This is a genomic window from Cereibacter changlensis JA139 (genome assembly GCF_003034985.1).
GTDB lineage: Bacteria > Pseudomonadota > Alphaproteobacteria > Rhodobacterales > Rhodobacteraceae > Cereibacter > Cereibacter changlensis.
Genome location: NZ_PZKG01000029.1, coordinates 27,788 through 42,398 on the forward strand (window position 1 = coordinate 27,788; position 14,611 = coordinate 42,398).

At 70.4% G+C, this 14,611-nt stretch carries 14 protein-coding genes; 9 read left to right on the forward strand and 5 right to left on the reverse strand.

Annotated features, from left to right (window positions below):
• The first annotated feature begins 46 nt into the window (after window positions 1–46).
• The 6 genes from C5F48_RS08830 (at window position 47) to C5F48_RS08855 (ending at window position 5,830) form a co-directional block, all read left to right on the forward strand.
• Complete coding sequence (locus C5F48_RS08830) at window positions 47–1,183, forward strand: ABC transporter ATP-binding protein (RefSeq protein WP_107663542.1); 1,137 nt, start codon at window positions 47–49, stop codon at window positions 1,181–1,183.
• Window positions 1,180–2,316: an ABC transporter substrate-binding protein gene (locus C5F48_RS08835; RefSeq protein ID WP_107663543.1), complete on the forward strand. Its 1,137-nt coding sequence runs from the start codon at window positions 1,180–1,182 to the stop codon at window positions 2,314–2,316. Before C5F48_RS08830 ends, C5F48_RS08835 begins: the two co-directional genes overlap by 4 nt.
• Before the next feature lie 78 nt (window positions 2,317–2,394).
• Window positions 2,395–3,240 (forward strand): ABC transporter permease, encoded by an 846-nt coding sequence (locus C5F48_RS08840; RefSeq protein WP_107663544.1) that lies wholly within the window; start codon window positions 2,395–2,397, stop codon window positions 3,238–3,240.
• On the forward strand, window positions 3,237–4,040 hold the full coding sequence (locus C5F48_RS08845; RefSeq protein ID WP_107663545.1) for an ABC transporter permease: 804 nt from the start codon (window positions 3,237–3,239) through the stop codon (window positions 4,038–4,040). Before C5F48_RS08840 ends, C5F48_RS08845 begins: the two co-directional genes overlap by 4 nt.
• On the forward strand, window positions 4,041–5,051 hold the full coding sequence (locus C5F48_RS08850) for a LacI family DNA-binding transcriptional regulator (protein ID WP_107663546.1): 1,011 nt from the start codon (window positions 4,041–4,043) through the stop codon (window positions 5,049–5,051). It abuts the gene before it with no gap.
• 11 nt (window positions 5,052–5,062) lie between these two features.
• Window positions 5,063–5,830, forward strand: coding sequence for a phosphodiesterase (locus tag C5F48_RS08855; RefSeq protein ID WP_107663547.1), 768 nt, complete (start codon window positions 5,063–5,065; stop codon window positions 5,828–5,830).
• A gap of 33 nt (window positions 5,831–5,863) precedes the next feature.
• Here the strand turns inward: C5F48_RS08855 and C5F48_RS08860 are convergent, their stop codons facing one another.
• The 4 genes from C5F48_RS08860 to C5F48_RS08875 all read right to left on the reverse strand — a co-directional run bounded on the left by C5F48_RS08860 (window position 5,864) and on the right by C5F48_RS08875 (window position 10,590).
• On the reverse strand, window positions 5,864–8,359 hold the full coding sequence (locus C5F48_RS08860) for a GcvT family protein (RefSeq protein WP_107663548.1): 2,496 nt from the start codon (window positions 8,357–8,359) through the stop codon (window positions 5,864–5,866).
• A 203-nt stretch (window positions 8,360–8,562) separates the two neighbouring features.
• Window positions 8,563–9,354, reverse strand: coding sequence for a metal ABC transporter permease (locus tag C5F48_RS08865; protein WP_107663549.1), 792 nt, complete (start codon window positions 9,352–9,354; stop codon window positions 8,563–8,565).
• A complete protein-coding gene (locus C5F48_RS08870; RefSeq protein ID WP_107663550.1) occupies window positions 9,347–10,114 on the reverse strand; it encodes a metal ABC transporter ATP-binding protein in 768 nt (255 codons plus the stop codon). Before C5F48_RS08870 ends, C5F48_RS08865 begins: the two co-directional genes overlap by 8 nt.
• On the reverse strand, window positions 10,111–10,590 hold the full coding sequence (locus tag C5F48_RS08875; RefSeq protein WP_107663551.1) for a transcriptional repressor: 480 nt from the start codon (window positions 10,588–10,590) through the stop codon (window positions 10,111–10,113). The genes C5F48_RS08870 and C5F48_RS08875 overlap by 4 nt, the downstream gene beginning before the upstream one ends.
• Window positions 10,591–10,659: 69 nt before the next feature.
• Here C5F48_RS08875 and C5F48_RS08880 point away from each other — a divergent pair, with 69 nt between their 5' ends.
• Entirely contained in the window at window positions 10,660–11,700 is a 1,041-nt protein-coding gene (locus C5F48_RS08880; protein ID WP_107663552.1) for a zinc ABC transporter substrate-binding protein, read from the forward strand.
• A gap of 70 nt (window positions 11,701–11,770) precedes the next feature.
• Window positions 11,771–12,760, forward strand: coding sequence for an aldose epimerase family protein (locus tag C5F48_RS08885; RefSeq protein WP_245941304.1), 990 nt, complete (start codon window positions 11,771–11,773; stop codon window positions 12,758–12,760).
• 297 nt (window positions 12,761–13,057) lie between these two features.
• Here the strand turns inward: C5F48_RS08885 and C5F48_RS08890 are convergent, their stop codons facing one another.
• Window positions 13,058–13,306 carry a DUF167 domain-containing protein gene (locus C5F48_RS08890; RefSeq protein ID WP_107663553.1) on the reverse strand — a complete coding sequence of 83 codons (249 nt, stop codon included), beginning with the start codon at window positions 13,304–13,306 and terminating at the stop codon, window positions 13,058–13,060.
• A gap of 59 nt (window positions 13,307–13,365) precedes the next feature.
• Between C5F48_RS08890 and C5F48_RS08895 the strand changes: the two genes are divergently transcribed.
• The gene (locus C5F48_RS08895; RefSeq protein WP_107663554.1) at window positions 13,366–14,475 is read left to right on the forward strand and encodes a histone deacetylase-like amidohydrolase; all 1,110 of its coding nucleotides are present in this window, start codon (window positions 13,366–13,368) and stop codon (window positions 14,473–14,475) included.
• The last annotated feature ends 136 nt before the right edge of the window (window positions 14,476–14,611 follow it).

The window sequence follows — 14,611 nt, forward strand, 5'->3', positions numbered from 1 at the left end:
CGCGGTAGCTCTGCAGCCGTCAGATCATGAGCGGGGATGCACAGCCGTGCAAGAACGGGATCACCTCAGCGTCGAGGGGCTTCAGGCGGGATACGGGGCCGGGCTGGTGCTGAAGGGCATCGATCTGGCGGTGCCGAAGGGCCAGTTCGTCGCCCTGCTGGGCTCTTCGGGCTGCGGCAAGACCACCCTGCTGCGCAGCATCGCCGGTTTCGAGACGCCGCGCGCCGGGCGCATCCTGCGCGACGGGGCCGAGATCACCGCCCTGCCCCCGGACCGGCGCGGCATGTCGATGGTGTTCCAGTCCTATGCTCTGTGGCCGCACAAGACCGTGGCGCAGCACATCGGCTACGGGCTGGCGCTGCGCGGCCTGCCCCGGGCCGAGATCGCGGCGCGGGTGGCCGAGGTGCTGGCGATGCTCGGGCTTGCCGGGCTGGAGGGGCGCAAGCCCGCGGCGCTGTCGGGCGGCCAGCGCCAGCGCGTGGCGCTGGGCCGGGCGCTGGCGGTCAGGCCCGACATCCTGCTGCTGGACGAGCCGCTCTCCAACCTCGACGCCCGCATAAGGCTGCAGCTGCGCGGCGAGATCCGTGCGCTGCAGCAGGCGCTGGGCATCACCGCGATCCATGTGACGCATGACCGCGAGGAGGCCATGGTGATGGCCGACCGCATCGTGATCCTCGACCAGGGCGTGATCCGGCAGGATGGCAGCCCCGAAGAGATCTACAACCGGCCGAATTCCGGCTTTGTCGCCGCCTTCATGGGGGCCGAGAACCTGCTGGCGCTGGAGGCGGTGGCCGGGGACGGCGGGGTCCGGCTGCCGGCCTCCGAGTGGAACCGGGCGCTGCCCCTGCCCGGGCTGCGCCCCGGCCCGGTGGAGGCGCGGTTCCGCGCCGAGGCGGCGGTGCTGCAGCCGGTCGATGCGCCCGAGGCGGCGCCGGGGGTGCTGTCGCTCTTTGGCCGGGTGACCGGCTGCAGCTATCCCGGCGGCTGCTGGCGGCTGTCGCTGCGCATCGGGCAGGCCCAGGTCGAGGCGCTCGCCCCGATGCCGCATGTCCCCGGCAGCGCCGTCCGGCTGGACGTGCCGCCAGCCCAGCTTTTCCTCTTCGCCGCCCCGGCAGACGGGCGCGGCGACACCCACGGTCCACGGACCGTCCCCGAGCCTCAACCCCAACGGAGTTTCCGATGAAAACCACCTTCGCCACCGCCCTGGCCTTCGGCGTCTCGCTGAGCCCGGCGTTCGCCCAGGAGCTGACCGTGCTCACCGCGGGCGACCAGAACATGGTCGATTACGTGAACGAATACCTCGGCCCGCTGTTCGAGGCCGAGCACCCGGGCGTCACCGTGCGCGCCGTGGGCACCGGCCCGGGCGACGCCGGGTCGCAGAAGATCCTCGAGCGCTTCGAGGCGCAGGCCGGGGCGAATGCCTCGGTCTGGGACACCGACGTGGCCGTGGTGCACGAGAAATTCGCCGGGCCGATGGTGACGGCGGGCTATCTCGCCGCCTATCGCGACGCGATCACGACCGGGTCGCTGGTCACCCGCGCCAATGCCGACATGGCGCTGGGGGCCGAGGTGAAGGGCTATGTCATGCCGATGTTCAACAGCCAGACCGCGCTGGCCTACAACCCGGCGATGGTCGAGACCCCGCCGCAGAGCTATGACGCGCTGAAGGCCTGGGCGGCCGAGCATCCCGGCCAGTTCGGCTACAACGGCATCAAGGGCGGCGCCTCGGGCGTCAGCTTCGTCATGGGCTGGATCTACGCCTATGGCGAGGGCGACGCCGCCAAGCTGATGAACGGCCCCTTTGAGGAAGCCGAGACCGGCAAGTGGGACAAGGCCTTCGACGAGCTGGCGGCCTTCACCAAGAACGCCACGCTGACGGCGGGCAATGCCGGCACGCTCGACATGCTGGCGCAGGGCGAGATCGCCATCGGGCCGGTCTGGGTCGACATGTTCTATTCCTGGAAGGCCAACGGCCAGCTGCCGGAAGACTTCCGTCTGGTGCTGCCGGAGCCGGGCATGCCGGGCCAGCCGATGCATTACGTCATCCCGGAGAAGGCCCCGAACGCCGATCTCGCGCGCGCCTTCGTCGAGCTGGCGACCAGCCCGAAGGTGCAGGCCGAAGGCATCGTCGAGCGCTTCAACTGGTATCCGGGCATCGACGCCGGCCATGTGCAGGCCGAGCTGCCGGCCGAGACCTGGGACAAGCTGTTCACCGACGTGACGCCGGACCAGCTGGCCGCGCGCGGCAAGCCCTTCCCGATCGCGCCCTACAACATCGCGATCCTCGAGGCCTACGAGCGCCATCTGGCGCAGTGAGCCTCAGCCTTCGGCCCGGCCCCTGACGGGGGGCTGGGCCTTCTCCGCGTCCAACGCCGATCCGACCCAGGACACCGCATGCCCTCTCCCGCTCTCCCGCGCCACCGCTCCGCCCTGCCCGGCCTGCTGCTGGTCGCCCCGGCGCTGGCCATGGTGCTGGTGTTCTTCGTGCTGCCGCTGGCCGCCTCGGTCACCGGGGCCTTCGCCACCGAAGAGGGCCGGAGCCTCGCCAATTTCGCCAAGATCGCCGATCTCTACCTGCCGGACATCCTGTTCACCCTGCTGGTCATCGGTCTTTCCACCCTGCTCATCGCAGTCTTCTCGCTGGCCATCGCCGGCTACCTGACGCTGGGGCGCAACCCGCGCGCCGTGGCGCTGCTGCGCTGGCTTTATCGCTGGCCGTTGTTCATCCCCTTCATCGTCACGGCGCAGGTGCTGCGCACCTTCCTCGCCAAGAACGGCATGCTGAACGGCGGGCTGGAGCTGGTGGGGCTGGTCGATCCGGCGACGGCCTCGAACTGGCTCGACGGCCGGGCCATCGTCTTCGCCTTCGTCTGGAAGCAGACCCCCTTCGTCACCCTGCTGGTTGCCGGGGCCATGACCTCGCTCGACCGCGGCACCATCGAGGCCGCGCTGAACATGGGGGCGAGCCGGCTGCGCACGCTGTGGGACATCGTGACGCCGCAGGTGGCGGGCACGCTGATGACCGGGCTGATCTTGTCGATCGTCACCATGATGTCGGTGCTCTCGGTGCCGATGATGCTGAACGCCACCGCGCCGACCACCATCACCGCCGACATCGCCTTCCGCATCAACGCCTACGGCGATTACGGCGTGGCCAATGCGCTGGGCGTGGTGTCGCTGCTGATGACCTCGGGCTTCGCCATCCTCTACCTCCGCCTCGGCCTGAAGGAACGCACATGACAAGGCTGCTCTGGATCCCGCGCGGCATCGGGCTGGGCCTTCTGGCCTTCCTGATCTTCGGCCCGCTCTTGAACCTGCTGCTCTGGGCCTTCGCCGAGAAGTGGTTCTACCCGAATGCGTTTCCCAGCGACTGGGGTTTTTCCTACTGGGGGCGGGTGTTCTCGCCGCGCGGCGCCGCCTGGGAGGCGCTGGGCAACAGCCTGACCGTGGCGCTGCTGACGGTGGCGCTGTCGCTCATGCTGTCGATCCCGGCGGGCTATGCGCTGGCGCGGCTGCCCTTGCCGGCCAAGGCGCTGATCCTTCTGTCCTTCCTGATCCCGCAGGCCTTTCCGAACCTGACGGTCTACGTCAACATCGCCCGGATCTTCTACCAGTTCGGCCTGAACGGCACGATTGCCGGGGTAGTGATCGTGCATACGGTGCACGGGCTGGTGCTGTCGGTCTGGATCGCCACCGCCGCCTTTTCCGCCGTGCCGCGCGACGGCGAGGAGGCGGCGCGCTCGATGGGCGCCGGGCCGTTCCGGGCCTTTCGCGACGTGACCCTGCCGCAGGCGCTGCCGGGGCTTCTGGCGGCGGCGATCTTCGTCTTCCTCGAGTCGCTCGACGAGTTCACCGGCAGCTATTTCGTCGGCGCGCCGGATGTGCAGATGCTGCCGCTGACCCTGTTCACCGCGGCGGGGGGCGGCAATTACCAGATCGCCTCGATCACCGCGCTGCTGCTGCTGGTCCCCTCCATCGGCTTCATGCTGCTGGTGGAGCGGTTCCTGAAGGCCGACGTGCTGGCGCGGGTGGGCAAGTAGATGCCGGACCGCAACCAGGGCTTCGTCAGCGCCGACGAGGTGGCGCGGCGGGCGGGCGTGTCGCGCTCGGCGGTGTCGCGCTGCTTCACCCCCGGCGCCTCGATCGCGCCGAAGACCCGCGCCCGCGTCATGGCGGCGGCGGAAGAGCTGGGCTACCGGGTGAACGACCTCGCCCGCGGTCTCTTGGCCCGGCAGAGCCGGCTGGTCGGGCTGGTGGTCAGCCGGCCAGAGCTCGGCTTCCGGGCGCATCTGGTGGCCGAGCTGTCGCGGGCGCTGATCCGCCAGGGCTCGATCCCGCTGATCATCGACACCGGCGACACCAAGACCGATCTCGCCGCCGCCTGCGAGATCGTCATCGGCCACCGCGCCTCGGCCACCATCGTGCTGTCCGGCTCGCCGCCGCCCGAGGTGGTGGCGCTGGCCCGGCTGAACGGTCAGCCGCTGGTCGCCATCGGCCGCAACGAGCCCGAGGTCGACACCGTGCATATCGGCAACGAGGCTGCGGCGCGCACTGCCGCCCGGCGCTTCGCCGCCAGCGGCGCGCGGCGGCTGGGGCTTGTCGGCTCGGCCTCGGCCACGCCGATGATCGTGGAGCGCGAGGCGGCCTTCCTTGCCGAGGCGGCGCTGCTCGGCCTGCCGCTGGCCTGGGAGCGCGGCGCCGACAGCGACTATGCCGGCGGACGGCAGGCGGCCGAGGCGCTGCTGGCGGCGGCCGACCCGCCCGACGCGCTGTTCTGCGTCAACGACCTGATGGCCTTCGGCGCGCTGGACGTGGCGCGGCGGCGCGGGATCGACGTGCCCGGGGCGCTGCAGGTGATCGGCTTCGACGACATCCCCGAGGCCGCCTGGGAGGCCTATCGCCTTACCAGCTTCCGGCAGGACCCGGCGCTGATGGCGGAAAAGGCGCTGGAGCTGCTTGCCCGCCGCCGCGCGGCGCCCGAGCTTGCGCCGATGACCCTGCGCCTCGCCGCCGACCTCGTCTGCCGCGGCACCACCCGCCCCCTGCCCTGAGGACCCTGCCGATGAAGATCATCCAGCTCTCCGACCCGCATCTCGCGCAACCCGGCCAAAGGGTCGGCGGCCGCGACCCCGAGGCCGGGCTTGCCCGCGCCATCGCCGACATCAACCTGCGCCATGCCGATGCCGATCTGGTGGTGATCTCCGGCGACCTGAGCGACGACGGCAGCCCCGAATCCTACGCCACGCTGGAGCGGCTGCTGGCGGCGCTGCTGCCGCCCGTTCGGCTGACGCTGGGCAATCACGACGACCGGCCGGCCTTCCTCGCCCGCTTCCCGGGGCTCGCCTGCGACAGCGGCCATGTGCAGAGCATGACGGCGCTGGGCGAGACCCGGGTGATCCTGATCGACACGCTGGAGGAGGGCGAGGTCGGGGGGCGGCTCTGCGAGAAGCGGCTCGATTGGCTGGAGGCGCGGCTGGCCGAGGCGGCGGCCTCTGACGTCGCGCTGTTCCTGCACCACCCGCCGATGCCGATCGGCCTGCCCGCGCCCGACGCCTGCCGGCTGGAGCCCGGCTCCGCCGAGGCGCTGGCCCGGCTCTGCGCGCGGCATGGGAGGGTGCGGCATCTTTCGGCCGGTCATGTCCACCGCCCGAGCGCCGGGCAGTGGCAGGGCCTGTCGGTCAGCACGGTGCGCAGCACCTGCCAGCAGACGGCGCTGCTGTTCGAGAACCGCTTCGCCACCGCGGACGAGGCGCCGGGCTACGGCATCCTGCTGCTGGACCCCGAGGCGGTTACGATGCATTTCCACCAGCTGCCGCACCCGGGCAGCTGAGCGGGAGGCGGCGCCGGCCGCCTCCCCGCAGGGTCAGCCATCCTTGCGGATGCGGGCGTTCGAGGGGTCGAAGGGCGAATCCTCCACCACCGTCACGTCATAGAGCTCGCGGAACATGCGCACCTTCAGCTTCTGGCCGACTTCGGCCAGATCCGAACGCACATAGCCCATGCCGATCTGCTTGCCGAAGGCCACCGACCAGCCGCCCGAGGTCAGACGGCCGATCTTCTCGCCGTCATGCAGCAGGGCTTCCTTGCCCCAGGGGTCGGCATCGGCCGGTCCGTCGATCAGCACGGTGACGCATTTCGAGCGGATGCCGGTATCGAGCATCGCCTGCTTGCCCTGGAAGTCCTTCGAGAGGTCGATGAAGCGGTCGAGACCGGCCTCCATCGGCGTCGCGTCGCGGCCCAGTTCGTTGCCGAAGGCGCGGTAGGATTTCTCCTGCCGGAGCCAGTTCTGCGCCCGCGCACCGACGAGCTTCAACCCGTGCTTCTCGCCCGCCTTCAGGAGCAGGTCCCAGAGATAGGCCGACATCTCGATCGGGTGGTGCAGCTCCCAGCCGAGCTCGCCGGTATAGGCGACGCGGATGGCGCGGACCGGGCACATGCCGAGCTCGATGTTGCGGTAGCTGAGCCAGGGGAAGCGCTTGTTCGACAGCACCGTGGCCGGGTCGGCATCCTTGACGATCTCGTTCAGGATCGCGCGGGAATTGGGGCCGGCAAGGGCGAAGACGCCGTATTGGGTGGTGACGTCGTGGATGTCGATCCAGCCGAATTCGGCCATCTTCTCGGCGGCGCATTGCTTGAGATAGTCGGCGTCATAGGCCGTCCAGGCCCCGGCGGAGACGAGGTAGTATTCGTTCTCGGCGAAGCGGACGATGGTGTATTCGGTGCGCGTCGTGCCGGTGGCGGTCAGCGCATAGGTCAGGTTGATGCGGCCCACGGCGGGCAGCTTGTTGCAGGTGAACCAGTCGAGGAAGGCGGTGGCGCCGGGGCCGCGCACCAGATGCTTGGTGAAGGCGGTGGCGTCGATCAGGCCGGCCGTCTCGCGCAGCGCCTCGGCCTCGGCCTTGGCGTATTGCCACCACTCGCCGCGCCGGAAGCTGCGGCTGTCGTGGTCGAAATTCGACGGCGCATCGAGCGGACCGTAGTAGTTCGGCCGCTCCCAGCCGTTCACCTGACCGAATTGCGCGCCGAGCGCCTTCTGGCGGTCGTAGACCGGGGCGGTGCGCAGCGGGCGGCAGGCTTCGCGCTCCTCGTCCGGGTGGTGCAGGATGAAGACATGCTCATAGCATTCCTCGTTCTTGCGCGCCGCGTATTCCGTGGTCATCCACGAGCCGTAGCGCTTGGGATCGAGCGAGGCCATGTCGATCTCGGCTTCGCCCTGGGTCATCATCTGCGCGAGATAGTAGCCGGTGCCGCCCGCCGCGGTGATGCCGAAGGAGAAGCCCTCGGCCAGCCACATGTTGCGCAGCCCAGGAGCCGGGCCGACCAGCGGGTTGCCGTCGGGGGTGTAGCAGATCGGGCCGTTGTAATCGTCCTTCAGGCCGACCGTTTCCGACGAGGGCAGACGGTGGATCATCGACATGTATTCCTCCTCGATCCGCTCCAGATCGAGCGGGAAGAGGTCGGCGCGGAAGCTCTGCGGCACGTCATAGAGGAAGCGCGCCGGGGCGTTGCGCTCGTAGGGCCCGAGGATCCAGCCGCCGCGCTCCTCGCGGACATACCACTTGGCGTCGGCGTCGCGCAGCACCGGGTGCTGCGGGTTGGTCTTGCGCCATTCGACCAGCGCGGGGTCGGGTTCGGTCACGATATACTGGTGCTCGACCGGGATCGCCGGGATCTTGATCCCGAGGAGCCGCGCGGTGCGCTGCGCATGGTTGCCGGTGGCGGTGACCACATGCTCGGCATGGATCTCGAAGGTCTCCTCGGAGGCCACGAGATTGCCGCCCTGCTCCACCATCCGGGCGCAGGTGACGATCCATTCGCTGCCGGTCCAGCGGTAGCCGTTCACCTGGATCCGCCGCTCGATGGTCGCGCCGAGTTGCCGCGCGCCCTTGGCCATCGCCTGCGTCACGTCGGCCGGGTTGATGTAGCCGTCCTGCGGGTGGTAGAGCGCGCCCTTCAGATCCTCGGTGCGCACCAGCGGCCAGCGCTCCTTGATCTGCGCCGGGGTGAGGAATTCATGATAGACCCCGGCGGTCTCGGCCACGGACGAGTAGAGCATGTACTCGTCCATCCGCGCATCGGTCTGGGCCATGCGCAGGTTGCCGACGACGTAGAAGCCCGGGTTCAGCCCGGTCTCCGCCTCGAGACCCTTGTAGAAGTCGACCGAATACTTGTGGATGTGGGTGGTGGCGTAGCTCATGTTGAAGAGCGGCAGAAGCCCCGCGGCATGCCAGGTGGAGCCGGAGGTCAGCTCGTCGCGCTCGATCAGCATGGTGTCCCAGCCGGCCTTGGCGAGGTGATAGGCGATCCCGGTTCCGACGGCGCCACCACCGACGACAAGGGCTTTCACATGGGTCTTCATCGGGGCAACTCCGTACGGCAGGGTTTTGCGCATACATGCCCTAACGCGGCCGCGCGCGACAAGTCAGCCCGACATTTGGCGTCCGAAAACGACATGGGGGTAAGAAGCTGGCTTGCGGGGTGCCTGTGGTCGGCGGCGCAGCGGGGGGTTTCACACCCCCCGCACCCCCCGTGGGATATTTGAGGACAGAAAATGAGGGGAGGTCAGGTGCGGCGCAGTTTGCCCAAGGTCGCCGAGGCGGCGAAGGCCAGCGCGGCGGCGGCGACGATGGAGGGGCCGGCGGGGGTGTCGTAGAGGAGCGAGAGCTGCAGGCCGCCGAGGGTGGCCGCGCCGCCGATCAGGGCGGCGAGAACGGCCATGGATTCGGGCGTGCGTGCGAGGCCGCGCGCGGCGGCGGCGGGGATGATGAGCATGGCGGCGATGAGGAGCGCGCCGACCACCTTCAGCGCCACGGCGACGGTCAGGGCCAGCGCCAGCGTCAGGATCAGCCGCTCGCGGTCGGGATCGAGGCCCGAGGCATGGGCCAGATCCTCGTTCAGCGTCGAGGTCAGGAGCGCCGACCAGCGCCAGATCAGCAGGGCCACGACCAGAGCGGCCCCGCCCCAGATGAAGACGAGATCGGCGGCGGAGACGGCGAGGATGTCGCCGAAGAGATAGGCCGAGAGGTCGGTGCGCACCCCCGGAACGAAGCTGACGGCGACGAGGCCGAAGGCCAGCGCCGAATGGGCGAGCACGCCCAGCGTCGTGTCCATCGCCCAGCCGCGCGCGGCGAGGCTGGAGACGGTGAGCGCCATGAGGAGCGCGACGGCGAGCGTGCCGAGGCCGACGGGCAGGTCGCTCGCCAAGGCCAGCGCCACGCCGAGGATCGCGGCATGCGAGGTCGCGTCGCCGAAATAGGCCATGCGGCGCCAGACCACGAAGGCGCCGAGCGGCCCCGCCGCCAGCGCCACGCCGATCCCGGCGAGGGCGGCGCGGATCAGGAAATCGTCAAACATGGTCGTGCTCCGCGGCATCGTGGTCATGCGCATGCGGATGGGCATGGTCATGCGTATGGTCGTGATCGTGGCTGTGCTGGTAGAGCGCCAGCGCGCCCTGCGTGCCCAGACCGAAGAGCGCGCGGTATTCCGGCGCGTTCGACACCACCCGCGGCGTGCCCTGGCAGCAGACATGGCCGTTGAGGCAGATCACCCGGTCGGAGGCCGACATCACCACATGCAGATCGTGGCTGACCATCAGCACCGCCGCCCCTGTCTCGGAGCGGACCTCCTCGATCAGCCGGTAGAAGGCGGCCTCGCCGGGCTGGTCGAGCCCCTGCGTCGGCTCGTCGAGGATGAGCAGGTCGGGCGTGGTCAGCAGCGCGCGGGCCAAGAGTACCCGCTGGAACTGGCCGCCGGAGAGATCGGCCATCTGCCGCTCGCGCACCTCGGGCACCCCGACCCGCTCCAGCGCCGTGCGGGCCTCGGCCTCGCTGCGGCGCTGCGGCAGCGACAGGAAGCGGCGGACGGTCAAGGGCAGGCTGCGGTCGATGTGCAGCTTCTGCGGCACATAGCCGATGCGCAGCCCCGGCTTGCGCGTCACCTCGCCGCCGGCGGACGGCAGGATGCCGAGGAGCGCGCGCAGGAGCGTGCTTTTCCCCGAGCCGTTCGGGCCGACGATGGTGACGATCTCGCCCGCGGCGACCGACATGCTGACCCCGGTCAGCACCTCGGCGCCACCGAGACGGATGCTCAGGCGATGCGCGGCGATCAGGCTCATGCGGCGGCCTTGCAGCCGGGGCAGAGGCCGACCGCCTCGATGTTGCTGCGCTCGATGCTGAAGCCGAGCGAGGTCGCCGCCTGATCCAGCGCCGCGCGCACCGGCTCGGCCGGGGCCTCGGCCACGGCGTCGCAGAGCCGGCAGATCAGGAAGGCGGGCGCATGGGCGGTGCCGGGATGCATGCAGGCGGTGAAGGCGTTGAGCCGGCGGATGCGATGGGCGAAGCCCTGCTCCACCAGGAAGTCGAGCGCGCGATAGGCCACGGGCGGCTGGTTGCCGAAGCCCTCCTTCGCCAGCCGCTGCAACACGTCATAGGCGCCGAGCGCGCGGTGCTCCTCCAGCAGGATCTCCAGCACGCGGCGGCGCACCGGGGTCAGCCGCGCCCCGGTCTCGGCCGCCATGCTTTCGGCGCGGGCGAGGAGGTCGCCCGAGCAATGGCTGTGGTCATGCGCAGCGAAGGCGAGCGGCTTGGACATGCTTGGCCCCTTGACGTGTTATGCTATAACATACTACCGATCCCGGAGAGTTCAAGGAAAGGCGAAACCATGCGTTATACCATATCATCCGCAGTGACGAGTCTGCTGATCGCCCCGGCGGCCCTCGCCGAGGTGCCGCTGGTGGTCACCGACATCCCGCCGGTGCACTCGCTGGTGGCGCAGGTCATGGGCGATCTGGGCGCGCCGGAGCTGCTGCTGGACCGCGGCGCGGATGCGCATTCCTTCCAGCTGCGGCCCAGCCAGGCGCGGTCGCTCTCCACCGCCGGGCTGGTGATCTGGATCGGGCCTGAGATGACGCCCTGGCTCGACCGGACGCTGGGGAGCCTGGGGGCCAAGGCGCAGCTCAGGCTCTCGACCGTGGCGGGGCTGCATGTGCAGGACTATGGCGACGCCGCTGCGCATGAGCATGAGGGGCATGAGCAGGAAGAGCATGCCGACCACGATCACGCGGAGCACGCGCATGAGGAGCATGCGGAGCACGATCATGCCGAGCATGAGCATGAGGCCGAGCCGGCGGGTCACGACCATGATGCCGAAGAGGCCAGCCACGAGGGCCACAGCCACAGCGGGCTCGACCCGCATCTCTGGCTCGATCCGGCCAATGCGCGGCTCTGGCTGCCGGCGATCGCCGCCGAGCTGGGCAAGCTCGATCCCGAGAATGCCGCGACCTATGCCGCCAATGCCGAAGCGGCGGCGGCGGGGGTCGCCCGGCTCGATGCCGAGACGGCGGCGCGGCTGGAGGCCGTGCAGGACCGGCCCTTCGTCGTGTTCCACGATGCCTATGGCTATTTCGCGGCGCATTACGGGCTCGAGGTCGCCGGGACGGTGGCGATCGGCGACGCCTCGGCCCCCGGTGCGGCGCGGCTGAGCGCGCTGCGCGAGGAGCTGGCGGCGGAGGGCGCGGTCTGCATCTTCCCCGAGGTGCAGCACGATCCGAAGCTGGTGGCGCAGCTGGCCGAGGGCACGCCGGTGAAGATCGGCGCGCCGCTCGATCCTCAGGGCGCACAGCTGGAGCCGGGCGCGGGGCTTTATGCCGAGCTCATGACCGGGCTCGCCACGACGCTGACCGACTGTCTCGCTGAGCGCTGAGCCTTGGCGGGCCAGCCTTGACCGGACCAACCGGATCGGCAAAGGCTGGCCCGCCAGCGAGGAGAGCGACGTGACAGGCCAGATCACCCCTTTCGGAACCGCGCCCGACGGTCGGCCCGTCGAGCGCATCACCCTGCGCAACGCCGCGCTGACCGTGCAGCTGCTGACCCGGGGCGCGGTGGTGCAGGATCTGCGGCTGGCGGGTGTGGACTGGCCGCTGACGCTGGGCTCGGCGGATCTGGCGGCCTATGTCGGGCCGCTCGGCTATTACGGCGCGGTGGTGGGGCCGGTGGCCAACCGCATCGCCGGGGCCTCGGCGCTGATCGACGGCACGCGCCATGACTTCCCGCCGAACGAGGGGGGGAACCTGCTGCATGGCGGGCGCTTCGGCACGCAGGCGCGGGTCTGGGACATTGCCTCGGTCGGCGAGACCTCGGCGGTGCTGCGGCTGGCGCTTGCGGCGGGCGATCAGGGCTTTCCCGGCGCGCGGGTGATCGAGGCGGGTTTCGCGCTGGAGGGCGCGACGCTGGTGCTGCGGCTGAGCGCCACCAGCGACGCGCCGACACTGATGAACCTCGCCAATCACAGCTACTGGAACCTCGACGGATCGGAGAGCATCGCCGGGCACCGCCTGACCGTGGCCGCGGACCGGGTGCTGGAGACGGTGGCGGGCCTGCCCACCGGCCGGGTGCTGCCGGCAGCGGGCGCCTTCGACCTGCGGCAGGGTCGGGTGATCGACCTGAGCGAGGGCTTCGACCACAACTTCTGCCTTGCCGATGCGCCGCGCGGGCTGACCGAAGTGGCCGAGCTGGTGGGGCAGTCGGGAGTGCGGCTGAGGCTCGCCACCACGGAGCCGGGGCTGCAGGTCTACGATGGGGTTTACATCGACAGCGAGGGCTTCGCCGGGCTGCAGGGCCGACCGCTCCGCAAGCACGAGGCGATGGCGCTGGAGGCGCAGCGCTGGCCGGATGCGCCAAACCACCCGGGCTTCCCCTCGATCCGGCTGGATCCGGGCCAGACCTACCGGCAGGAGACGCGGCTGAGCTTCGACCGGCTGTAACGGCTCCTCCGGGCGCCATGGCAGCGACCTTCGCGCGGAAGTGACTGGCGCCCCGCGCCGCCCAAGTGCGACTGGGCAGCACGCGCTCCCTCCCCGTCTCGACCGCGGCAGCGCCGTCCGAGTGGGCCTCGATGGCCCCGAGGAGGGCTCCCCCCGGCGCGCCGTGGCCGGGACCAAGACACAAAGCAGTCGGCCCCTCGGCATCCCCGCATGCCCATAGGCGGCACGCGTCCCCCGTCGCGACCGCGGCAGCGCCGTCCGAGTGGGCCTCGATGGCCCCGAGGACGGCTCCCCCCGTCAGTCCAGCCGGAACAGCTTGTCGCGCGAGGTGGCGCCGCGCAGCAGGGTCAGGCGGGTTTTGGCCACCCCCAGCGCCTTGGCCAGCAGGGCCACGACCGCCTTGTTGGCCTTGCCGTCCTCCGGCACGCAGGTGACATGGATGCGGATCTGGCCCTCTTCCAGCACCACCCGGTCACGCGACGCGCGGGGCGTCACGCGGACGGCGAGCATGGCGCCGGGTTGGGCAAGGGAGCTCAGGTCGGTCATCGCTTTCCTCTTTCCCCCGGCATAGCCCGCTCTTAGGCTCGGGGCAAACGGAGGTGCGGATGACGACGGGTTTCTACTGGGACGAGCGCTGCTTCTGGCATGGCGGCGGGAACTATGCCTTCACCCTGCCGGTGGGCGGGCTGGTGCAACCGCTCGCCGGCGGCCTGCCGGAGAACCCCGAGACCAAGCGGCGGCTGCGCAACCTCCTGGAGGTGACCGGGCTGATCCGCGACCTTGCCGCCAGCTCCGCGCCCGAGGCGACGGCGGAAGACCTGCGCCGGGTGCATCCCGCAAGCTATCTCGACGCCTTCAAGGCGATGTCGGATGCCGGCGGCGGCGAGCTCGGCCTGCGCACGCCGTTCGGGCGCGGCGGCTACGAGCTCGCGGCGCTCTCCGCCGGGCTGGCCAAGGCGGCGCTCGGCGACGTGCTGCGCGGCAGGCATCGCAACAGCTACGCGCTGAGCCGCCCGCCGGGGCATCACTGCCTGCCGGATTTCCCCAATGGCTTCTGCCTGATGGCCAATATCGCCATCGCCATCGAGGCGGCGCGGGCCGAGGGGCTGACCGAGCGGGTCGCGGTGATCGACTGGGATGTGCATCACGGCAACGGCACCGAGGCGATCTTCTACGACCGGGCCGATGTGCTGACCATCAGCCTGCATCAGGAGCGCAACTATCCGATGGACACCGGCGAGGCCTCGGCGCGCGGGACCGGCGCGGGGCTGGGGACGAACATCAACATCCCGCTGCCGCCCGGCACCGGGCATCGCAGCTATCTCGAGGCGATGGAGCGGATCGTGCTGCCCGCCCTCGCCCGCTTCCGGCCCGACGCCATCGTGGTGGCCTGCGGCTTCGACGCCTCGGCGGTGGATCCGCTGTCACGCACCATGGCCACGGCCGAGACCTTCCGGCTGATGACCCGCATGGTGATGCAGGCGGCGGATGATCTCTGCGACGGTCGGCTGACGCTGGTGCATGAGGGCGGCTATTCCGAGGTGCATGTGCCGTTCTGCGGCCATGCCGTGCTGGAGGAGCTGTCGGGCAGCGCCGCCACGGCCCCCGATCCCCTGGCCGAGACGCTGAGGCTGCGCCAGCCCGGCCCGGGGTTCGACGCCTATGTCGGCGGGCTGATCGGCGAGATGGCCGGGCTGTTCGCCAGCCCGGCCTGAGGCGCGTCAGCGCCAGAGCGCGGCGATGCCGAAGAGCAGCGCGCCAGCGGCGAAGAAGCCGAGCCAGCTGAGCAGCGCGTTGCGCACCTCGGCCTTCGAGGCGCCGCCGCCGGCATTCCTACGGCCGGGCCGGGTC

Bases quoted from the DNA above. Each gene is read 5' to 3' on its own strand.
- C5F48_RS08895 (WP_107663554.1), top strand. From the start codon at position 13,366: ATGACGACGGGTTTCTACTGGGACGAGCGCTGCTTCTGGCATGGCGGC.
- C5F48_RS08880 (WP_107663552.1), top strand. From the start codon at position 10,660: ATGCGTTATACCATATCATCCGCAGTGACGAGTCTGCTGATCGCCCCG.
- C5F48_RS08890 (WP_107663553.1), bottom strand. From the start codon at position 13,306: ATGACCGACCTGAGCTCCCTTGCCCAACCCGGCGCCATGCTCGCCGTC.
- C5F48_RS08845 (WP_107663545.1), top strand. From the start codon at position 3,237: ATGACAAGGCTGCTCTGGATCCCGCGCGGCATCGGGCTGGGCCTTCTG.
- C5F48_RS08835 (WP_107663543.1), top strand. From the start codon at position 1,180: ATGAAAACCACCTTCGCCACCGCCCTGGCCTTCGGCGTCTCGCTGAGC.
- C5F48_RS08850 (WP_107663546.1), top strand. From the start codon at position 4,041: ATGCCGGACCGCAACCAGGGCTTCGTCAGCGCCGACGAGGTGGCGCGG.
- C5F48_RS08875 (WP_107663551.1), bottom strand. From the start codon at position 10,590: ATGTCCAAGCCGCTCGCCTTCGCTGCGCATGACCACAGCCATTGCTCG.
- C5F48_RS08865 (WP_107663549.1), bottom strand. From the start codon at position 9,354: ATGTTTGACGATTTCCTGATCCGCGCCGCCCTCGCCGGGATCGGCGTG.
- C5F48_RS08855 (WP_107663547.1), top strand. From the start codon at position 5,063: ATGAAGATCATCCAGCTCTCCGACCCGCATCTCGCGCAACCCGGCCAA.
- C5F48_RS08870 (WP_107663550.1), bottom strand. From the start codon at position 10,114: ATGAGCCTGATCGCCGCGCATCGCCTGAGCATCCGTCTCGGTGGCGCC.
- C5F48_RS08860 (WP_107663548.1), bottom strand. From the start codon at position 8,359: ATGAAGACCCATGTGAAAGCCCTTGTCGTCGGTGGTGGCGCCGTCGGA.
- C5F48_RS08840 (WP_107663544.1), top strand. From the start codon at position 2,395: ATGCCCTCTCCCGCTCTCCCGCGCCACCGCTCCGCCCTGCCCGGCCTG.